Genomic DNA, 21,599 nt, shown 5'->3' on the forward strand with positions numbered 1-21,599 from the left:
ATTAGTTCCTCCCAATTTTCTTGTCTTCTAAATCGAATACTTGGAATGCCAAAGGAGCCACGCTGATTTGTATATACTGGGACTCCCTTATATAGTTCTCATCCTTGGTGAAATGACGTCCATTGCTGACTACGCCTGAACCAGAGTAGTCTTCGCTGTCACTGTTGAATATTTCTCTATAAACACCCGGTTCTGGCACGGGAATTTTGAAGTCGTGGTATACCTCCGGCCGATAGTTGAAGACGCATACCTTGAAGGAACCTTCGTCTCGCCGGACATAACTCAGTATTGAGTGAGTACTGTCATCAACCAGCAACCATCTGAACCCTTCAGGCTGAAAATCAGCGCGATGGAATTCCGGATGCTTCACGTAGAGACGGTTCAAATCGGATACATACTTTTTTAACGCCGAATGAATCGGATAATCGAGTAGATGCCAATCAAGCTGCTCCTTATCTTTCCACTCATGATACATCCCAAATTCTTGGCCCATGAACAGCAGCTGTTTACCAGGCTCGCTCATCTGGTTACCATAGAGCAAACGTGTCTGGGCAAATTGCTGCCACTGGTCTCCTGCCATCTTGCCTACAATAGATTTTTTCCCATGCACCACTTCGTCATGCGAAAGTGGCAGCAGGTAGTTTTCATTGTATTTGTAGGCCATCGAGAATGTGAGCTTGTTGTGGTTGTATTCACGAGCACTGAAATCTTCCTCCATAAAATCCAAACGGTCGTGCATCCAACCGAGGTCCCACTTGAAGTTAAAACCAAGCCCACCAGCGTATACCGGGCTTGTCACCATAGGTTCATCCGAGGAATCCTCAGCCATCATAAGGAGTGTTTCATCATATTCAAAAGCTACAGTATTCAATTTTTTCAATAATTCAATACCCGCAATGTTATCTTCTGTACCATCTTCATTGAAAATTTTTCTATTTTCTTCTTTATTTTCAAAGTTTAAATCGATCATACTGTGTACCGCATCGATCCTGAGACCATCGATATGAAATTCTCGTATCCAATACATTGCTGCCGAAACGAGGAAGGACTGGACTTCTGGCCGTCCGTAATCAAACGTCAATGTGCCCCACTCGCGCTTCTCAGCAATCTCCTCATTTGGGTGTTCATAGGTGGGAGTGCCGTCGAACAGGCGCAAACCATGCGCATCTTTGCAAAAGTGCGCTGGCACAAAATCCATGATAACCCCTATATCCGATTTATGGAGCTCATTGATTAGATATTTCAACTCTTCAGGCCTACCATAACGACTGGTTGCCGAAAAATAGCCGGTAACTTGATACCCCCATGAAAGATCGAATGGGTGTTCTGTAAGAGGCAGGAATTCTACATGGGTATACCCCATTTCTTTTACATATGAAACCAATGGATCGGCGATTTCCTTGTAAGTGTAGTAGGACTCATCGGTAATTTCATCGACAGTCTTATTTTCAGTACTTTCAACCGGGTGCTTCATCCATGTTCCAAGGTGTAGCTCATATATGCTAATGGGCGTTTCGTAAACATTGAGTTTCTTACGCTTCTCCAACCAGGCGGCATCCGTAAATTCGAAATCACTGTTGTGGATAATGCTAGCGGTTGCCGGACGTCTTTCTTGATAGAAGCCGTAAGGATCTGCTTTTAGGTGATAGGTATCGGAATAATAGATTTTATACTTATATTTATCTCCGGCCTGCAGTCGGGGGGTTATCAGTATCCACAGACCCTGGTCGCCCAGTCTTTCAAAATCGAATCCTTCTCCCGTGTAGTCGTTCTTGTCACAGGCAAGTTGTACATGCTTCGCATTTGGCGCCCACGTTATGAATCTTACTGAACCATCGCACACATGTGCACCAAGGAAATTATATGCTGTATAATGGGTGCCTTGATGGAACAGATATTTATCCATTTCCAAGTTTTCTGCGTTCAAAATTTTTCCCCCTTTACGTTATACTGTTCATATACCCTCAAATTGATTTTACAACTCAAAATTAATGTTACAAAAGTTATAATAATCTGAACTTGTTAAGGTAAAATTCATTTTATATGTAAATACCATTCACTTCAAGCGGACGGAGGCCATTTATGATTGATGCATATTTAGATGCACCATATCAAATCACCTTATTAAGTAACCATATACAAAAAATACAAAAAGAAGCGCTTTCCATCATCCAGAATAATGAAACACTCCCAATCAACACGATTGAGAAGTACGCGGACTATCTAATAGTGTGGCTCGATTCTCCTGTTAGCCTCGATTATTTCACCTGCATCACCTATGAGAACAACATGTATCCCCTCAGAATGGGACGATATCCAATGTCTATTGAGTTTGATCTTAATTATGCTACAGATCAGATAATGGGCGCGGACTATAAACGGTCACAAACAACCTTTCGAGTATTCGCTCCGACGGTGATAGAGTGCCGACTGATCCTTGACGGTGAACCGTATCAGATGAAGAAAATCAATGGCTATTTTGAGAAGACCATTGAAAAGGACTGTCATGGAAAGTACTACCACTACGAAGCCAGTCATAATCATGTTACTCATAATGTCATTGATCCCTACGTCAAAGCAGTCTCTGCCAACGCGAAGGAAGCAATGGTCGTCGACTTTGAACGAATAAACCCAGGATTCAGTCGGCATCCTGTACCAGATATTCCAAATGATTCTGCCATCATCTATGAAACACACATCAGAGATATCACCTCCCATCCGAATAGCGGTGTCAGAGAAGAATGGCGCGGACTCTACCTTGGAATGACAGAAGCGACCACTACAAAACATCGTCTGACAAGCGGGCTCAGTTATATGAAAGAACTGGGAGTCACGCATATCGAACTGATGCCGGTAAATGATTTTGCTACTGTAGACGAGCTTAATCGCGAAGCGAAATACAACTGGGGATACGATCCCAATTTCTTTATGGTACCTGAAGGTAGCTATGCCACCGATCCTAGTGACCCCATCAGTCGGATTCTAGAACTACAGACACTGATTCGGACCTTACATGAGAACGGTATGAAGGTCATACTGGATGTTGTCTATAACCATGTCTACCAAATAGAAACATCAAGTTTTGAGAAGCTCGTACCTGGATATTACTTTAGACATAATGCAGACTTGTCGTTGTCAAATGGCACTGGTGTCGGCAATGATTTCGCAACTGAAAAAATGATGACGCGACAATTCATCCTGGATACCGTAACCTTCTGGCTTGACCATTACCGCATAGACGGATACAGATTCGATCTGATGGGTGCACTAGATGTTGAAACGATGCAAGGCATCGAATGGATCACAGAAAATCAGGATCGCGAGATATTCCTCCTCGGTGAAGGCTGGGATCTTCCTACTGCTCTTGACTACTACAAAAAAACGTTGCCTGAACACAGTTATCGTGTCCCCTCGGTACATTTCTTCAACGATCACTTTAGAGATTCCCTTAAAGGCAGTAATTTCGATTTGAGTGAGAAGGGATATGTAAATGGTGATGGTCAGGGAATCGATACTGTACGGGATCTATATATAGGACGCCAAAGACCATTCACTGCCCAGATGAGTATCAATTATGTAGAAGTCCATGACAACCACACACTCTACGATCGCCTAAGATATTCATCTGGCAAGCGTCAATATATATTAGAAAGTCAGCACCAGATTGCAACTGCACTCGTTTTGTTATCCTTCGGAACCCCTTTCCTGCATGCCGGCCAGGAATTTTTCAGAACAAAATTCGGTCATGGTAACACATATAACTTGAGTGACCTCCTAAACCGGATGGATTGGAATAGGCGCGCAAAGTATCAGGACAATATAGAGTTCGTCAAATCTCTGATACAATTCCGGAAGAAAGAAGATGTTTTCAGACTCAAAGACAGGGAAAGTATTGGCAAGGCGGTATCGTTTATTACTTTCAGCAACCTTCCTAACGGCTTTGGAGTAAAAATTTCATATGACAGCAGCACATTCATGATCATCATCAACCCGACAGAAAAATCTATGGAGCTTGATTTTGATACACTCGACGATTATGAGATTGAGATTTCAAATCAAAGACATTATGATAAAGGTGTGTACAACCGCAGTTTCTATATCAAAGGCTACGAAGTAGCAATACTGAGAAAAGTGGAAGGCAATAAATAATGACAAAATCAGGAGTGTGATCATCAATGGACAGAAAACAATGGGAGGACAATATCGAAGGCAGCTTTATCACAGCAGAAGCTTACGGTGCTCTATCCGATGAGGAGAAAGAAGATGCCTATTCAGATATGCTGTCGTTCGGTACAGCGGGAATCAGAGGTAAGCTTGGTCTTGGTCCCAATCGTCTCAATCGCTACAATGTTGAAAAAGTAGCACTCGGTCTCGCACGTGGACTTGAGCAAAAAACAAAACCGCTTGTTGTTATCGGTTATGATACGCGTCATTTTTCCCGCGAATTCGCAGAGACAATGACAAGCGTCCTCGTTCATAATAATGTCGAAGTCCGCTTGTCCGAACAGTACATCTCAACACCAGAACTTTCATTCCATGTTAGAGAACATGGTGCAGACTTTGGGGTCATGATTACAGCAAGCCATAATCCACCAGAATATAATGGCATTAAAGTGTATGGGCCAGATGGTGCCCAACTGATTGATGAACCGGCTGCCGAGTTAAGTAGAAAAATTAACGCCGTCGAAGATATATTCAATATCGACAGCACTCCGTTTGATCGAGCACTCGAATCTGGTGAGGCAAAGTATATAGAGCATGACATGGAAGAAAAATACAGAGATAATATTACATCTTTTATTCCTAAAATACCAAGTTCCAATCTAGAAGTTATTTTTTCAAGTCTGCACGGTACAAGCGTACCGATTGTTCCAGAGATGCTTGATACGCTTGGCTTCAGTAACTATACACTCGTCCGTGAACAGTGCCAGCCAGACGGCGACTTCCCGACCGTCAAATCTCCAAACCCTGAAAGTGTCGAAGCATTTGAAGAAGCAAGGAAACTTGGCACAAAGACGGAGGCCGATGTTTTAATCGCAACCGATCCCGACGCCGATAGAATTGGTCTTCAGGTACTACACGAAGGCAAATATATTCATCTTAACGGCAATCAGCTTGGTATACTACTTCTCGATCACAGACTTAAAATGCATAAAGGTAGTACGCCCGTAGTCATCAAATCCATTGTTACCAGTGATCTAGGTCGTAAAATTGTAGAAGACAAGGGTGGCAAGATGATCGAAGTCTTGACCGGGTTCAAGTATATCGGTGAGCAAATCAAACTTCTTGAGGAACATGATTCTCATCAGTTTATACTCGGCTATGAAGAAAGTTACGGCTATTTGCTCGAACCATTTGTAAGGGATAAGGATGCCATTCAAATTGTTCCTTATATCATCTCCATGGCGAGTGAACTGAAGAATGATGACATGACGCTCGTAGACGCTTTAGAATCTATCTACGAAAGATATGGCAGACGAATGGAAATTTTGTTCAGTCATACTTTTGAAGGTGCAAGCGGTAAGAAGAAAATCGAAGAAATCATGACACAGTTCCGCAACAATGCACCAGATGAAATAAAAGGGCGCAAAGTTGTGATGACCGAAGACTTTGAGAGACAAGAAAGAACGTATAACGATGGCACTTCGGAAGCAATTGATTTGCCCGTGGCAAACGTCATTAAAATACATTTTGAAGATGGCTGGATTGCACTTCGTCCTTCGGGCACAGAGCCCAAAATCAAACTCTACGTATCACTCGAGAGTGACGATATCGAAGCGGAATCGAAAGCAATCAATGCAATGATATTCGAAAATTAAAATAAAAAATCAGAATGGATAACCATTCTGATTTTTTATTTGGAAAGATTTTCTCTGAAGTCCAAAACTGTTTTTTTCTGTGTCTCCGTTATTGCACCACGTTCTATGCTGACATTAATAAGAGTATCGAGATCACTCAATGTATAGAGCGGGAGCATTGCCTCGTGGAAAGCCTGCTTTGATGATGGAATACCATATGTAAATATAGCTACAACGGCCATCAGGTCCGCTGAATGCTCCTTCAGTGCTTCTGCAGCCTCTAGGCAAGAACCACCAGTAGAAATGAGATCTTCAACAAGAACAACCTTTTTACCCGAAACGCTTGACCCTTCAATCTGATTACCTTTGCCATGTTTTTTCTTGCTTCCCCGTACATAACACATCGGAAGTCCGAGTTTTTCACTAATATAAGCTGCGTGAGGGATGCCTGCAGTCGATGTACCAGCAATCACTTCTATATCAGGTGTATGATTTTTGATCTGGCGTACAAATGCATCGGCAATTTCATTTCTTGCCTCAACATCACCGATAATTTTTCGGTTATCACAGTATATTGGAGATTGGATACCGCTCGCCCAAGTAAAAGGTGCATCCGGACTCAGCTCCACAGCATTGATGTTTAAAAGTATTTCTGCTACTCGTTGTTTCAACTTATTCTGCCCCGCTTTCCCATTCTTCTTTTACTTTAATGTATTGACCGACTGGATTACTCGCTTTTGTAATAGATCGACCGACTACTATATAGTCACTTCCAAGTACATGGGCGCGGGCTGGCGTAACCACCCTCGCCTGGTCGTCCTTTGAATCTTCATTTAGACGGATACCGGGCGTAATCGTCAGGAAGTCGTTCCCGCAATGCTCGTGTATTAATTGGGATTCAAGTGGAGATGATACGACACCGTCAAGACCGGAATCCTTAGCAAGTTGCGCATAATGGATGACACTCTCATCTAATGACAGTATGGATTTCTGCTCCCGTTGCATCATTTCTTCACTTGTCGAAGTCAATTGTGTCACAGCGATCAGTATGCCGTCTGGGTTACGGTCCTTAAAGGACTCGGCTGCGCGTTTCATCATGGAAGATCCTCCCTGTGCATGAACGTTCGTCATCTGCACGTCTAACGACCCTAGTCCTGCCATGGCCTTCCCAACAGTATTTGGAATATCATGCAGTTTGAGGTCCAGAAAGATGTCGTGCCCCATCGCACGAATTTCTTTGATAATCGTTGGCCCCTGTTGAAGATAGAGCTCCATACCCACCTTTACGAAAAGTGGTTCATTGAACTGAGTAAGAAATCCTTCGACTTCTGCCATTGTACTAAAATCTAGAGCTATTATCGGTCTGTTCATAACATCCTCCTTAGAGTGTTTTGTAGGCGCGTCCTTTAAGGTCGTGAAGATGACCAAGACCCATCTCGGATACTCTATTGTCAAGTGCTTGAATGAGAGTTGGACAGATCATGGGATCGGTAAAGTTCATCGTTCCAATCGCCACTGCATCTGCACCTACAGAAATATAATCTAAAATATCATCGACATTTGAAATTCCTCCCATCCCGATAATCGGAATCTCTGGTAGGTGTTGGCGAACCTGATAGATCATATTCAGACTTATCGGTTTGATGGCAGGACCACTGAGCCCTCCAGTGATGTTCGAGAGAATTGGACGTCCTCGGTTATCGAGACGCATTCCAACCAACGTGTTAATCATCGTCAAACCATCGGCAATATCGCCGACACTTTTCGCCATATCCACGATGTTCGTCACATTTGGTGATAGCTTCACATACACCGGTACGTCCGATACTTCTTTAACACGTGACGTGAGTCGTCTCGCAGTTTCAGGGTCCGTACCAAACTGTATGCCCCCTTCTTTAACATTTGGACAGGAGATGTTAAGTTCAAGGGCATTGACGTTGGAGACTTTTGAAATTTTATCCGCCACAATAACATAGTCATCGATTTCACTGCCAGCAACGTTAGCGATAATCGGTACATCGAACTGTTCGAGGAACTTTAGCTCGTGCTCGATAATATGGTCGACACCTGGGTTTTGAAGACCGATGGCGTTTAGCATACCACTTGAAGTCTCCGCGACGCGCGGTGTGCGATTTCCAATTCTTGACTCATGTGTTGCTGCCTTGATCATGATGGCCCCGAGATCCGACAGATCATATAATCTCGAGAACTCTTCACCGAAGCTGAAACAGCCAGAAGCAGGCATGATTGGATTTTTGAGATCAAGTCCAGGAAGAGTTATATTCAGTTTTTGGTTGTTCATAGTCGGATCTCTCCCTTCTTAAAAACGGGACCTTCAGTACAAAGCTTAATCCAATCGCCTTCTGCTGTCTCACATACGCATGCGTAGCATACACCGAACCCGCATCCCATACGTTCCTCGAGTGAAATATAACCGTCCATCTCAATCGTTTCACTTAAAACTTTGAGCATAACTTTAGGACCACAGGCATAAAAACAATCAAAATCTTGATCGAGTCCGTCAATGACATCCGTGACGAATCCTTCACTTCCATATGATCCATCTGCAGTGGCAATATAAGTTTCCCCGAGCAGCTTAAATTTCTCTTCGTAGAAGACATCCTTCTTCGAGTTGAAACCGAGAACGTGCGTTGTTTTAACACCGAGGCGATTCAACTGTTTTGAAAGCTCATAGAGCGGAGGCACTCCAATGCCGCCTCCGACAATAAGTACGTGGCTATTCTGCTCGAGTGGATAACCGTTCCCGAGAGGAGAAAGAATGTCGACAACGTCTCCTGTTCCAAGCTTTGAAAGTTTTCTTGTTCCTTCTCCTTCAGCGCGATATATGACAGTGAACCTAGAATGTTCATGATTGATATCTGCGATGGATATGGGGCGTCTCAGGACATGCTCTGTTGTATCATTGATGCGGACGTGGACAAATTGTCCTGGCGTTCTTATGCTGCTAGCAATTTCCCCTTCAAGCACCATTTCGTAGATCTTGTCCGCAATACAATTTTGTTCTACAACGGTCATCAGATTTTTCATCTTTTCACCTACATCTTTTCCATATTAAACGTCATGCTCTCAATGACCTCGACAAGTGTACGTGCCGTATCAAGGGAAGTCAGGCAAGGAATACCATTTTCAACAGATTCCCTTCTAATTCTGAAACCATCTCTCTCGACTTGCTTTCCTTTCGTCATTGTATTGATGACAATCTGAACACTGCCATTCTGAATGTTTTTCAGGAGGCTGTTTTCACCTTCGCTGACCTTATCTACAGTAATGTACGGGATGTTATATTCCTCAAGCGCTCTGCCTGTGCCTTCAGTCGCCATGATACGGTAACCACACTGGGAGAGGCGATGTGCCAGCTTGACTGCTTCTTCTTTGTCTTTATCTGCCACTGTGATGAGCACTGTACCGTGGTCTTTGACTTCGAGTCCGCTTGCGACAAGTCCTTTATATAGTGCTTTGTTCAAGCTTAGGTCTTTACCCATAACTTCCCCTGTCGATTTCATTTCTGGCCCGAGTGTGATATCCACATTCTTAAGCTTACTAAAGCTAAATACTGGTGCTTTGACATGGTAGCCTTTCTGGAATGGTGCAAGCCCGAGTGGATAGTCTGTATCTCTTAAGTCCACGCCAAGTATCGCCTTCATTGCAAGGTTGGCCATAGGAATTTCAGTGATTTTGCTCATGAATGGCACTGTTCGACTTGCGCGTGGGTTGACTTCGAGTACGTAGACTTCTCCATCCGAAAGGACGAACTGGATGTTAATTAGACCAATGGTGTTGAGACCAAGTGCCAACTTTTCTGTGTAGTCCTTTAGCGTAGCAATTTCATTGTTAGTGAGCGTAACAGGAGGATAGACCGCAATAGAATCGCCAGAGTGTACACCGGCACGTTCAATATGCTCCATAATTCCTGGAATAATGACATTTTCTCCATCACAGATAGCATCCACTTCTATTTCTTTACCTGTCAGATAGCGGTCGATCAGTACCGGATGTTCTGGAGATGCTTTGACCGCATCCCTCATATAGTTTTTCAATTCATTTTCGTCATGCACAATTTCCATGGCACGTCCACCGAGCACGTAGCTTGGACGTACGAGTACCGGATAGCCAATGTGGTTAGCATTATCTAGGGCCTCTTGCTCGTTTGTCGCTGTCTTACCGAGTGGCTGTGGTACATCAATTTCGCGTAGCAGTGCTTCGAAGCGTTTTCTATCCTCGGCACGATCTAAGTCATCGAGGGCGGTTCCGAGAATTTTTACGCCATCGCGTTCCAAACGATCTGCTAGGTTGATAGCCGTCTGTCCACCAAACTGGACAACGACACCTTTCGGCTGCTCCAGCTCGATAATGTTCATAACATCTTCATGGGTCAATGGTTCAAAGTAGAGTTTGTCTGAAATCGAGAAGTCTGTCGAAACCGTTTCAGGGTTGTTATTGATGATGATCGCTTCATATCCTGCTTCTTGTATTGCCCATACAGCATGTACAGTAGCATAGTCGAACTCGACGCCCTGTCCGATACGTATCGGACCACTGCCAAGAACAATGATTTTCTCTCTATCACTAACGATGGATTCATTCTCCATTTCGTATGTGCCATAGAAGTAAGGCGTTGCCGACTCAAACTCTGCAGCACATGTATCCACCATTTTATAGACTGGCATCAAACCTTGCGACTTACGCAATTGGAAAACTTCTTCTTCGGTCATATTCCAGCGATGACCAATAACCCTGTCGCTGAAACCGTATGTTTTGGCCCATTTAAGATGATCCATAGATTCTGGATTTTCTTTCAATTCATGCTCGATATCGATGATATGCTGGAATTTTCTGAGGAAGAACATATCGATTTTTGTCCATTCGTGAATGGTTTCCATTGATACTCCACGTCTCAATGCTTCGCCGATATAGAAAAGTCTTTCGTCACTCTGTTGCTGAATCATTTCATTGATGTAGTCTAATTCGAATGCATCACCGTTTGGCAAGCCAAGGTGGTGGACACCATATTCAAGAGAACGAATGGCTTTCAGCAAGGATTCCTCGTAAGTACGACCTATAGCCATAACTTCCCCTGTGGCCTTCATCTGGGTGCCCAGTTTGCGCTCCCCTTTCTCGAACTTATCGAATGGGAAACGTGGAATTTTGGAAACAACATAATCCAGTGCCGGCTCAAACGCGGCATAACTAGTACCAGTGATGGGATTAACCATTTCATCCAGGGTCAGACCAATGGCAATCTTGGCTGCAAGCTTGGCAATTGGATAGCCTGTTGCTTTCGAAGCCAGTGCCGAAGAACGTGAAACCCTCGGATTCACTTCGATAATATAGTAATCGAATGAATACGGGTCAAGGGCCAGTTGAACGTTGCAGCCGCCCTCAATTTCGAGCTCTCGGATGACATCGAGCGAGACATTACGAAGCATCTGATGCTCCTTGTCAGTCAGTGTTTGGGTTGGTGCAACTACAATGGAATCTCCGGTATGGATGCCCACCGGGTCAATGTTCTCCATGTTGCATACAACAATCGCGTTATCATTGGAGTCGCGCATCACTTCATATTCAACTTCTTTGAAGCCCGCAATCGACTTTTCGACTAGACACTGGCTGACCGGAGAGTACTTCAAACCGTTCGCCACGATTTCCCTCAAATCCTCATCGTTGTAGCAGATACCGCCGCCTGTTCCACCCATAGTAAAAGCTGGACGTACGATAAATGGATATCCAACGCGATTTTTGAAAGTAATTGCTTCATTCATCGTGGTAATAATGTCAGAATCCGGAACAGGCACTTCCATCTGGTTCATCAGTTGTCTGAACAGATCACGATCTTCTGCCTGCTTAATAGAAGATAGTTTTGTTCCAAGTAGTTCCACACCGTTTTCTTCAAGGATGCCTAGACGATCGAGTTCGACTGCCATGTTCAGGCCAACCTGCCCCCCAAGCGTAGGAAGCAGCGCATCTGGTTGCTCCTTGCGGATAATTCTTGCGATAAAATCCGGAGTGAGTGGTTCAATATAGACAACATCGGCGATTTCCTTATCCGTCATGATTGTCGCTGGGTTCGAATTTACGAGAATGACACGGTAGCCCTCTTCCCTTAGTGCAACGCAGGCTTGTGTTCCTGCGTAGTCGAATTCTGCTGCCTGGCCAATGATGATTGGGCCACTTCCTATGACGAGAATTGTTTCAATGTCTTTACGTTTAGGCATGATTGCCCTCCTTCTGCTTCATCAAGTCTATAAATTCTTTAAAAAGATATTCTGGATCGTGTGGACCGGAACTGGCTTCCGGGTGATATTGTACTGAGAATGCGGGATATTCCGTATGTCTGAGTCCTTCTACAGTGTTATCATTCAAGGCAATATGAGTCACTTCAAGCCCTGTCCCCTGAAGAGAATCTGGGTCGATGGAATAACCGTGGTTCTGCGAGGATATTTCAATTTTTCCTGTCGCAAGATTCTTGACGGGATGGTTGCTGCCGCGGTGGCCGAACTTCATCTTAAATGTCTTCGCGCCACACGCAATACCAAATACCTGATGACCCATACATATGCCGAATAGCGGGATTCCAAGAAGTTCCCTTACGGTTTCGATTTGATCTTGTATATTAGCGGGATCTCCAGGTCCGTTAGATAACATGATACCGTCTGGTCGCATCTGTCTAATCTCTTCAGCGGTCGTATCATAAGGAACGACAGTAACATCACATCCGAAATTGTTTAAGTGGCGGACGATGTTCTCTTTTTTGCCGTAGTCGATCAGTACAACACGTGGACCAGGCCCAGTTGAAATATACGGTGTTTTCGTCGCCACACGTTTGACCTGATCTGTACGGAAGCTTGAATTCTGCAGCAGTTCAATCAGATCCTCATGATATGTCTCATCAGTGATGATGGCTTTCATAACGCCCCCGCTTCTTAGCTTCCTTGTGATGCTTCTGGTATCAATACCGCTGATTCCGGGAATATCATGACGCTTCAGAAATTCATCTAACGTCTCCGAAGTACGGAAGTTAGAAGGTCCAGTACTTGCTTCCCTGACAACCACACCGCGTGCCTGTGCCATAAGTGATTCGTTATCCTCTGTGTTCATCCCCGTGTTTCCAATCAGTGGATAAGTGAACGTAATGATTTGGTCCGTATAGGACAAATCTGTAATCACTTCCTGTGCTCCTGTCATTGTCGTATTGAAGACAAGCTCCCCTTCAGATGACTTGTTGGCTCCAAAAGGATAGCCTTCATAGACCGTACCGTCTTCCAGTACTAGATATCTTTTTTCTTTCAGCATCATGCTTCCTCCTTGTATACGATTTTGCCATCAACGATGGTCATATGGATATCCGATTCCAATTCCATCCCGTCAAATGGCGTATTACGAGCTTTTGAGTAGAACTTGTCTTTATCGAGTATATATTTTTTCTCCAGGTTGATAATTGTGATATCAGCAGCTCCGCCTTCTGCTAAAACACCCATATTCATATTGAATGTTTCGGCCGGTTTGACTGTCATCCAATCGATGAGTTGTTGCAAGGTGAATGTGCCATTTTTAACTAATTTCGTATAGAGCAACTGAAAGGCGTTTTCGCTACCGGTAATACCGAATGGTGCTGTCTCAACGCCAACGGCCTTCTCAGCCTCAGCGTGCGGCGCATGATCTGTCGCAATCAAGTCGATCGTACCATCGAGTAACCCATTAATCAGAGCTTCACGGTCTTCACTCCCTCTAAGTGGTGGGTTCATTTTAAAATTCGCATCATCACTTGTAATGTCATTCTCGTCGAGTACTAGGTGATGTGGTGTAACTTCTGCTGTAACATGTACGCCTGCACGCTTCGCATCTCGAATGATACGCACACTCTCCTTAGTACTCACATGACACACGTGGTAATGGCAGCCGGCAGCTTCCGCGAGCAGGATATCCCTTGCAATATGTACCGATTCCGCAACAGACGGAATGCCGGGCAACCCAAGTTTCCGGCTTGTTTTCCCTTCATGAATGGCTCCACCATGGATTAATGTATTCTCTTCAGTATGCGCAACAACAGGCATCCCAACCTTTGCGGCCTCAATCATTGCTTGGAGCATCATATCAGCATTCTGTACGCCAACACCGTCGTCTGTAAAAGCAAATGCCCCCTCCTGCTTCAATGCAGGAAAATCAACTAGATCGCGACCCAATTGACGCTCTGTGATGGAAGCGTAAGGAATGACTTTAACGTGTGCTGTCTCCTTGATCCGATTATTTATGTTTGAGAGTGTTTTTGCATTATCTGGTACCGGTCTCGTATTCGGCATTGGACAGACAGCGGTGAATCCACCACGCGCCGCAGCCAGTGTGCCTGTTTCGATTGTCTCCTTATGTTCGCCACCTGGTTCTCTCAAATGTACGTGGACATCCACAAATCCTGGTGCGATGAGCAATCCTGAACAATCCACCATCTCTTCGTTTTCTTTTTCGATGTTATCAGCAATCTGCGTGATTATACCATTTTCAATGAAAACATCTTTTTTAACCTCATTATTGTTCTCGAGTAGCATCCCATTTTTTAAAAGCAATCCCATTATTCTTCACTCCCAAAAATTTCTTGTAGTACACTCATACGCATAAAAACACCATTATTCATCTGTTCAAATATCACAGAGCGCGGCCCTTCTATTAGACGGCCGTCTATCTCGACATCTCGATTTACTGGTGCCGGGTGCATAATTATGGCATTCTCCTTCATATGCTGGTGTCGTGACAACGTCATACCGTAATTCATATGGTAACTCTTTTTTGTGAAATCGACTGTATCCCCATGCCGTTCGTGTTGTACACGCAATAACATGACGACATCCGCTTCCCCAACTGCGTCATCTAAATTGACATAAGGCACCGCTATACTGTCATCTTGCCAAGCTTCAGGTGCACAAAATCTGACTTCAGCGCCAAGCTTCGACAGTGCCTGCTGGTTACTTTTGGCCACACGGCTGTGTGAAATATCTCCGGCAATCAGCACTTTTAAGCCATCAAAACGACCAAATTTTTCATAGATTGTCATCAGATCAAGGAGCGACTGAGTCGGGTGCGATCCACTGCCATCTCCACCATTGATGATTGGAATGCCGAGCGCCTCCATTTCATCATAGTACTGTGTGATGCCGTGCCGTATAACTAAAGCCTCGCAACCGATGGCCTCCATCGTACGGCAAGTATCATAGAGTGATTCACCCTTCGTAACCGAGCTGTGGTCAACATCGAATGGAATCGACGTGATGCCAAGGCGTTTTTCTGCCATTTCGAAGCTTGCCTTAGTACGAGTCGAAGGTTCGAAGAAGAGATTCGCTATATATTTTGTTTCTTTGTAAGGCGTATACTTCCCGGCTTTCATCTCGAGTGCCCGCTTGATGAGCCGCATGATATCTGTATCTGTGAGCTGATGCATAGATAGAAGATCATTCATCTTTTAAAGGTGCCTCCTTCGGAAGAATCGCATTGAGGACGATACCTGCCACAGCCGCGAGTGCCATGCCTTCAAGATTGAATGGGATATCGCCGATTGTAAAATCTAAGTGCGCCTTGCCGATACCGATAACCAAAATGACCGAAGCGATAACCAGATTTCTTTTGGAGTCAAGATTCACCTGCTCGTCGATCAGCATCCTGAGACCACTTGATGCGATGATCCCAAACAATAGAATGGATACTCCGCCCATAACTGGGGAAGGAATGCTTTGGACTACCGCTGTGAATTTGCCGATGAAACCGAGTAAGACTGCAAGCACACCAGCACCTCCAATGACCCAGACACTGAATATGCGTGTAATGGCAAGCACACCGATATTCTCACCATATGTTGTCGTCGGTGGACCACCGATGATGCTTGAGAACATTGTGGAGACACCATCACCGATCAATGAGCGGTGCAGGCCAGGCTTTTTGAAGAAGTTGCGCCCGACGATTTTGTTAATAACCATCTGGTGACCAATGTGTTCACTGACTGTAACAAAAACGATTGGTAGCATGACGATCATCAGACCGATGTTGAGTGTCGGTTCATAGGATACAAAAGGTACATGCACATCTGGCAAGACAAACCAACCTGTATTCATAATATCAGTGAAATCGACGATTCCAACAAGCACTGCTGTGATGTAGCCGCCAACGATACCGATCAAGATCGGTATAAGTGACAATACGCCTCTTAGAAAAATGGAAGCACAGATGGTTATGATGAGCGTGACGGCGGCAACGAGTATGTAGAGCATGCTGTAGCCTTCTTGGCTTCCTGAATCGGTATACATAGCCATATCCACAGCAACCGGTGCAAGACCGAGACCGATGACCATGATGACTGGACCGACGACTATCGGTGGCAGAAGGTTCATCAGCCAGCTGATGCCGAACAACCTGATGATAAGCCCGATGACAACATAGAGCACACCGCTGAAGAATAGAGCCGTCAGTACTTCACCGAGGCTGTTAGCGCCAAGGGCAATGGTGATGGGCAGAATGAATGCAAAACTTGAACCCAAGTAAGCAGGTATCTGCCCTTTTGTGATAAGCAGGTAGAGCAACGTACCGATGCCGCTCGCAATCAGTGCCGCTGAAATCGGTAATCCGGTTAGAAAAGGAACAAGTACAGTCGCACCGAACATCGCGAAAAGGTGTTGAGAACTCAGCAACAGCCATTGGGCGGGCTTTGGTTTCTCGTGTACGTCCAGTACCGGTTCTACATTTTTGCTATAAATTTCTTCTGTTGATTCTCTATCCTGCATAACTTTTATCCTCCTGTTATTTGCTTAATGTCACTTCATTCTTCTCATCGTACTCAGCGAGGTTTACATGAATCTTTTCATCCCGTGCTGTCGGAATGTTCTTGCCCACATAGTCCGCCCGTATCGGCAATTCCCTGTGTCCCCGATCAATCAGTACGGCGAGGGATATCTTGGCTGGCCGCACCTGACTTAATATCGCATCCATGGTCGCCCGAATCGTACGTCCTGTATAGAGCACATCATCTACCACGATGACATGACGGTCATCAAGTGGCACATCAATCGAGATGGCTTCTTTTGACCCTCCACCTTTTGCCTGTCTGTCATCTCTAAACGCCGTAACATCGATGGTGCCTGTTGGTATTCTAACGCCGTCGATACTTTCTATGCGTTCCTGCAGGCGTGTGGCCAGGAATTCTCCTCTTGTCTTGATGCCAAGAAACACAATGCCTTCGGCCCCTTTGTTGCGTTCAAGTATTTCGTGCGACATCCGCGTCAGTGATCGGATGATCTGAGATTCGTCCAAAATAGTTCTCTGCTCCATAAATAATGAGCTCCTTTCAAAAATGTATAAAAAAATACTCATGTCCAAAGACATGAGTATACACGTATCCTAATAATTATACATTCTGCCTATGGCAGATGCACTCCGTTTATATCACGTCTTTGAAGCCTCACGGGACTTCCTTTAAAGACAATGGCTATTTACTTTTCCTTAACAGTTTATTCTTATTCATTTTCATTGTCAAGGACTAATCAGACAGTAGTGTCAGATTTTCCAGCACATCCTCAAAGACAGATGGTAGGGGCACGTTAAATTCCATATACTCGCCTGTCTTAGGATGGATGAAACCGAGCGTGCCTGCATGCAGCATCTGCCCTTCTGATTCAATGGTTTTTCTTGGACCATATTTCGGATCTCCAGCAAGCGGATAACCAATATACTTCATATGCACACGTATCTGGTGAGTTCTACCGGTGTCTAGTATGCACTCGACAAGGGTGAAGTCCTTGTAACGTTCAAGAACATTGAAATGTGTGATGGCCTCTTTACCGCCATCTACAACCGCCATTTCCTGACGCTCCTTTGGATTTCTTCCGATTGGTGCTTCAATGGTACCTTTGTCATGTGGAATAGTGCCATGGACCAGCGCGGTATACTTTCGGGTCACACTTTTATCCACCAACTGTTCTACAAGGTTCCTATGAGTCACATCATCTTTTGCCACCATCAGGAGGCCACTCGTATCCTTATCGATCCTATGGACGATACCCGGCCTCAATTCACCGTTGATGCCAGATAGATTGTCAAGTTGGTACATCAGTCCATTCACAAGCGTTCCGGACGGATGCCCGGCTGCTGGGTGGACAACCATCCCTTTTGGTTTGTTGACGACAGCCACTTCGTCATCTTCATGGATTATATCGAGACTGAGATTTTCAGGGACGATATCCGCTTCGACAAGCTCTCGATCTTCAACGACAACGATGTCCCCGCTTCTGACCTTGTAATTGGCTTTGACGATTTTACCGTTCACTTTTACAAGTCCATCTTTGATACGCCCTTGCATATCACTGCGGGAGGTATCTTCGAGCTGTTCTGCGAGCAATCTGTCAATTCTCTGACTGCTGTCATTATCATTTACTATTATTTCATGCATTCTTGTCACCTTTTCCTATGAAGAAGAATTCAATCAGCATCAGTACGACACCAATTGATAGCGCACTATCCGCCACGTTAAAAATTGGGAAATCGTAGGAGATGATCAGAACATCAATGAAATCCACTACTTCTTGAAACAGGATTCGATCGATAAAATTACCAAAAGCACCTGCCATCAGAAGCACAATGGCCGTCTGCAACAAGAAGTTGTCTTTTGCTTCTTTAATATAGACATATACCAGTGTGCCAAGCACGAGCACTGTTACGACATAAAAGAAGAACATCTGTCCTTGAAACAACCCCCATGCAGCGCCGCTGTTACGATGGGAGGTCAGAGACAGGAAATCACCGAAAATCGGTATCGACTGCCCTTCCTCCATGAAACGAACGACCAGATACTTGGTGTACTGGTCGAAAGCCAGTATGAACAGACCCAGAAAAACCATGGGCAAGATTCTATATGATTTCATTCAAGCCTCCTAAAGCTGGTCGACAACTTCGCGACATCTTGGACAGATATCATCATCGCCACCATCGATGGATTCTGCAGTTGAATAGTTCCAGCAACGCTCACAACGTGTACCTTCTGCATGTTCAACCTTTACTATAACATACTCATAATCCGCACCATCAGGCAATGCATCGACTACCTCGACTTGAGATACAATGAACAGCTGCGTGAGCGCTCCATTGATATCATCATAACGCATGCCCTCGGGCTCAGTCACATAGACTTTCGCTTCAAGCGATTTTCCAATGACCTTTTCATTCCTTGCCGCTTCAAGTGCCTTTAGTACATCGTCCCTAACAGCCATGAAATGCTTCCATTTACCGACCAGTGCCTCATCGACCTGTGAGGCTTCCGGCATATACTCAAGATGGACGCTTTCTTTCTCAACATACGGCGTGTGCTCATGAATCTCTTCAGCAGTATGCACAAGTACTGGCGCTATCAGACGGTTCAAGTCAGTCAGGATTCTGTAGAGGACAGTTTGCATGCTGCGTCTGATATGGGAATCCTGCTTCTCGATGTAGAGTATATCTTTACCGTAGTCCAGATAGAAGTTGGAAAGTTCGACATTGATGAAGTTCTGAAGTGCTTGGTACATTGTTACATAATCATAGCGATCGTAGCCATCAAGCATCATGTTGACGATTTCATTGAATCGCTGCATCATGAACTGATCCACTTCCTTCATATCTTCATATGCTACTGCATCTTCAGCAGGATTGAAATCGGCTACGTTACCAAGCAGGAAGCGGAACGTATTTCTGATTTTGCGATAGACTTCAGACACTTGCTTTAAAATATCGTCGGATACTCTGACATCTTCCTCGAAATCTGAGGACATAACCCATAGGCGGATAATATCTGCACCCATCTGCTTCATCACTTTTTCTGGCAAAATGGTGTTGCCGAGGGATTTCGACATCTTCTTGCCCTCACCATCCATAACAAATCCGTGACTCAGCAGCTCCTTATATGGTGCAATGCCTTTGGTTGCCACACTTGTAATGATAGATGAGTTGAACCATCCCCGGTACTGGTCAGAACCTTCGAAATAAAGATCTGCAGGATACGTCAGGTAATCCCTTTCATCCAGTACACCACGATGCGAGGAGCCAGAATCGAACCAGACATCCATGATGTCCGTTTCCTTGGTAAATTCACCGTTTGGAGAACTTTCGTGCGTATAGCCTTCAGGAAGTAGCTCTTTGGCATCCCATTCAAACCATATATTAGAACCATGCGTGCTAAAGAGTTCCGCGACGTGCTCGATAACATCTGTATCGACAATCTCTTCACCGTTTTCTGCATAGAAGAATGGGAGAGGCACACCCCATACGCGCTGACGAGAAATGACCCAGTCGCCACGATTTTTGATCATGTTGTACATTCTCTTCTGGCTCCACTCAACTTGGAACTTCGTGTCCATGACTGCTTCGAGTATATCTTCTCGGACATTCTTGATTGAAGCGAACCACTGCGGTGTAGCCCTGAAGATGACCGGTGTCTTCGTCCGCCAGTCATGTGGATAGGAATGGGTATAGAAATTCAGCTTGATCAAGGCGCCCGCGTCTTTCAAATCGTCCGAGATGACCTTGTTCGCTGTGTCATAAAAGAGACCTTCGTACTTTCCTGCTTCATCTGTAAATACACCTTTGTCATCGACAGGACTGAGTACCTCAAGGTTGTATTTCTGGCCAATGATAAAGTCATCATCACCATGACCTGGTGCAGTATGCACACAGCCTGTACCAGCATCCGTTGTAACATGGTCGCCGAGGATGACTAGACTTGTCCGATCGAACAGTGGATGCTTCGTTATCACGTACTCAAGCTCTGCTCCCTTAAATTCCTGTGTACGTGTCACTTTTCCCTTATCGAATTCTACTTCTTCGCAGAAATGATCGAGTAGATCTTCAGCAACAACGTACTCCTGTCCTTCATAGCTGAACTGCACATAGTTCAGTTCAGGATGTACAGCAATTCCTTGGTTTGCCGGAATCGTCCATGGTGTTGTCGTCCAGATGACAATTTTTGCACCAGATTCAACGACGCCTTTACCATCTTCAACTTCAAAACCAACATAGATAGATGGCGAACGCTTGTCCTTGTATTCAAGTTCCGCTTCTGCAAGTGAAGATTCACTGACAGGGGACCAGTAAATTGGTTTCTTACCCTTATAGATTAAGCCTTTGCCAACCATGTCTTTAAGCACACGAATCTGTGCTGCTTCAAACTCAGGCTTGTAAGTCAGATAAGGATTATCCCACTCACCGTCGACTCCCATACGTTTGAATCCTTCACGCTGAAGGTCGATTTGTGATTCTGCAAACTCGATGCATTTATTTCTAAATTCCTCTATCGTCATGCTCTTGCGATCAACACCCTTGTTTGTAAGCGCCTGTTCAATCGGCAAACCGTGCGTATCCCAGCCGGGTACGTAGGGTGCATAGTAACCACGCATCTGCTTGTTACGGATGATGAAGTCTTTGATGATCTTATTTAGTGCGTGACCCATATGAAGGGAACCATTGGCATATGGCGGTCCATCGTGTAGCACGTAAGGGGTGTTCCCTTCGTTTTGTTTCAGTTTCTTTTCATATAATTTCTCTTCTTGCCATTTCTTTTGCATCTCAGGCTCTTTATTAACAAGCCCTCCACGCATCTTGAATTTTGTTTTAGGCATGAGCAACGTTTCTTTATAGTCCATTTTTCTAACTCCTTCTCCCTAGATTGATACATCAATTAAAAAACTCCGAAATAGCGTCAACAGGGGCGAAGTTAATCCGCGGTACCACCCTAATTGACTCCATTTCAGAGTCCACTCGATTTCAATATGAACATGGATC

16 protein-coding genes are annotated in these 21,599 nt (G+C 44.7%); 2 read left to right on the forward strand and 14 right to left on the reverse strand.

Annotated features, from left to right (window positions below; all coding sequences use genetic code 11):
* Position 1: 1 nt before the first annotated feature.
* Complete coding sequence (gene glgB, locus ACFOJ8_RS08100) at positions 2-1,927, reverse strand: 1,4-alpha-glucan branching protein GlgB (RefSeq protein ID WP_380655019.1); 1,926 nt, start codon at positions 1,925-1,927, stop codon at positions 2-4.
* A 155-nt stretch (positions 1,928-2,082) separates the two neighbouring features.
* Between glgB and pulA the strand changes: the two genes are divergently transcribed.
* Positions 2,083-4,149 carry a type I pullulanase gene (gene pulA / locus ACFOJ8_RS08105; protein WP_380655022.1) on the forward strand — a complete coding sequence of 689 codons (2,067 nt, stop codon included), beginning with the start codon at positions 2,083-2,085 and terminating at the stop codon, positions 4,147-4,149.
* A 26-nt stretch (positions 4,150-4,175) separates the two neighbouring features.
* Positions 4,176-5,819, forward strand: a complete 1,644-nt coding sequence (locus tag ACFOJ8_RS08110) for a phospho-sugar mutase (protein WP_380655024.1) — start codon at positions 4,176-4,178, stop codon at positions 5,817-5,819.
* A 35-nt stretch (positions 5,820-5,854) separates the two neighbouring features.
* Here ACFOJ8_RS08110 and pyrE read toward each other — a convergent pair whose 3' ends face one another.
* The 13 genes from pyrE to ileS all read right to left on the reverse strand — a co-directional run bounded on the left by pyrE (position 5,855) and on the right by ileS (position 21,460).
* Positions 5,855-6,469, reverse strand: a complete 615-nt coding sequence (pyrE, locus tag ACFOJ8_RS08115; RefSeq protein ID WP_380655026.1) for an orotate phosphoribosyltransferase — start codon at positions 6,467-6,469, stop codon at positions 5,855-5,857.
* Between the two features lies 1 nt (position 6,470).
* Positions 6,471-7,169: an orotidine-5'-phosphate decarboxylase gene (pyrF, locus tag ACFOJ8_RS08120; RefSeq protein ID WP_380655028.1), complete on the reverse strand. Its 699-nt coding sequence runs from the start codon at positions 7,167-7,169 to the stop codon at positions 6,471-6,473.
* A 10-nt stretch (positions 7,170-7,179) separates the two neighbouring features.
* Positions 7,180-8,100: a dihydroorotate dehydrogenase gene (locus ACFOJ8_RS08125; RefSeq protein WP_380655031.1), complete on the reverse strand. Its 921-nt coding sequence runs from the start codon at positions 8,098-8,100 to the stop codon at positions 7,180-7,182.
* Positions 8,097-8,846: a dihydroorotate dehydrogenase electron transfer subunit gene (locus tag ACFOJ8_RS08130; RefSeq protein ID WP_380655034.1), complete on the reverse strand. Its 750-nt coding sequence runs from the start codon at positions 8,844-8,846 to the stop codon at positions 8,097-8,099. Before ACFOJ8_RS08130 ends, ACFOJ8_RS08125 begins: the two co-directional genes overlap by 4 nt.
* An 8-nt stretch (positions 8,847-8,854) precedes the next feature.
* On the reverse strand, positions 8,855-12,031 hold the full coding sequence (carB, locus tag ACFOJ8_RS08135; protein WP_380655036.1) for a carbamoyl-phosphate synthase large subunit: 3,177 nt from the start codon (positions 12,029-12,031) through the stop codon (positions 8,855-8,857).
* Positions 12,024-13,106: a glutamine-hydrolyzing carbamoyl-phosphate synthase small subunit gene (carA, locus tag ACFOJ8_RS08140; protein ID WP_380657087.1), complete on the reverse strand. Its 1,083-nt coding sequence runs from the start codon at positions 13,104-13,106 to the stop codon at positions 12,024-12,026. The genes carB and carA overlap by 8 nt, the downstream gene beginning before the upstream one ends.
* A 2-nt stretch (positions 13,107-13,108) precedes the next feature.
* A complete protein-coding gene (locus tag ACFOJ8_RS08145; protein WP_380655038.1) occupies positions 13,109-14,383 on the reverse strand; it encodes a dihydroorotase in 1,275 nt (424 codons plus the stop codon).
* On the reverse strand, positions 14,383-15,264 hold the full coding sequence (locus tag ACFOJ8_RS08150) for an aspartate carbamoyltransferase catalytic subunit (RefSeq protein ID WP_380655041.1): 882 nt from the start codon (positions 15,262-15,264) through the stop codon (positions 14,383-14,385). Before ACFOJ8_RS08150 ends, ACFOJ8_RS08145 begins: the two co-directional genes overlap by 1 nt.
* A complete protein-coding gene (locus tag ACFOJ8_RS08155; protein ID WP_380655044.1) occupies positions 15,257-16,579 on the reverse strand; it encodes a uracil-xanthine permease family protein in 1,323 nt (440 codons plus the stop codon). Before ACFOJ8_RS08155 ends, ACFOJ8_RS08150 begins: the two co-directional genes overlap by 8 nt.
* Before the next feature lie 16 nt (positions 16,580-16,595).
* On the reverse strand, positions 16,596-17,123 hold the full coding sequence (pyrR, locus tag ACFOJ8_RS08160; protein WP_380655047.1) for a bifunctional pyr operon transcriptional regulator/uracil phosphoribosyltransferase PyrR: 528 nt from the start codon (positions 17,121-17,123) through the stop codon (positions 16,596-16,598).
* 208 nt (positions 17,124-17,331) lie between these two features.
* The gene (locus ACFOJ8_RS08165; RefSeq protein ID WP_380655050.1) at positions 17,332-18,240 is read right to left on the reverse strand and encodes an RluA family pseudouridine synthase; all 909 of its coding nucleotides are present in this window, start codon (positions 18,238-18,240) and stop codon (positions 17,332-17,334) included.
* A complete protein-coding gene (lspA, locus tag ACFOJ8_RS08170; RefSeq protein ID WP_380655053.1) occupies positions 18,233-18,712 on the reverse strand; it encodes a signal peptidase II in 480 nt (159 codons plus the stop codon). Before lspA ends, ACFOJ8_RS08165 begins: the two co-directional genes overlap by 8 nt.
* A gap of 9 nt (positions 18,713-18,721) precedes the next feature.
* Positions 18,722-21,460: an isoleucine--tRNA ligase gene (ileS, locus tag ACFOJ8_RS08175; protein ID WP_380655056.1), complete on the reverse strand. Its 2,739-nt coding sequence runs from the start codon at positions 21,458-21,460 to the stop codon at positions 18,722-18,724.
* Between the last annotated feature and the right edge of the window lie 139 nt (positions 21,461-21,599).

Source organism: Salinicoccus sesuvii (assembly GCF_042648145.1).
Taxonomy (GTDB): Bacteria; Bacillota; Bacilli; order Staphylococcales; family Salinicoccaceae; genus Salinicoccus; species Salinicoccus sesuvii.

Excerpts from the sequence above, each read along its gene's own strand:
- pulA (WP_380655022.1), top strand. The coding sequence starts at position 2,083 with ATGATTGATGCATATTTAGATGCACCATATCAAATCACCTTATTAAGT.
- ACFOJ8_RS08110 (WP_380655024.1), top strand. The coding sequence starts at position 4,176 with ATGGACAGAAAACAATGGGAGGACAATATCGAAGGCAGCTTTATCACA.
- pyrF (WP_380655028.1), bottom strand. The coding sequence starts at position 7,169 with ATGAACAGACCGATAATAGCTCTAGATTTTAGTACAATGGCAGAAGTC.
- ACFOJ8_RS08125 (WP_380655031.1), bottom strand. The coding sequence starts at position 8,100 with ATGAACAACCAAAAACTGAATATAACTCTTCCTGGACTTGATCTCAAA.
- ACFOJ8_RS08130 (WP_380655034.1), bottom strand. The coding sequence starts at position 8,846 with ATGAAAAATCTGATGACCGTTGTAGAACAAAATTGTATTGCGGACAAG.
- carB (WP_380655036.1), bottom strand. The coding sequence starts at position 12,031 with ATGCCTAAACGTAAAGACATTGAAACAATTCTCGTCATAGGAAGTGGC.
- ACFOJ8_RS08145 (WP_380655038.1), bottom strand. The coding sequence starts at position 14,383 with ATGGGATTGCTTTTAAAAAATGGGATGCTACTCGAGAACAATAATGAG.
- ACFOJ8_RS08150 (WP_380655041.1), bottom strand. The coding sequence starts at position 15,264 with ATGAATGATCTTCTATCTATGCATCAGCTCACAGATACAGATATCATG.
- ACFOJ8_RS08155 (WP_380655044.1), bottom strand. The coding sequence starts at position 16,579 with ATGCAGGATAGAGAATCAACAGAAGAAATTTATAGCAAAAATGTAGAA.
- pyrR (WP_380655047.1), bottom strand. The coding sequence starts at position 17,123 with ATGGAGCAGAGAACTATTTTGGACGAATCTCAGATCATCCGATCACTG.
- ACFOJ8_RS08165 (WP_380655050.1), bottom strand. The coding sequence starts at position 18,240 with ATGCATGAAATAATAGTAAATGATAATGACAGCAGTCAGAGAATTGAC.
- lspA (WP_380655053.1), bottom strand. The coding sequence starts at position 18,712 with ATGAAATCATATAGAATCTTGCCCATGGTTTTTCTGGGTCTGTTCATA.
- ileS (WP_380655056.1), bottom strand. The coding sequence starts at position 21,460 with ATGGACTATAAAGAAACGTTGCTCATGCCTAAAACAAAATTCAAGATG.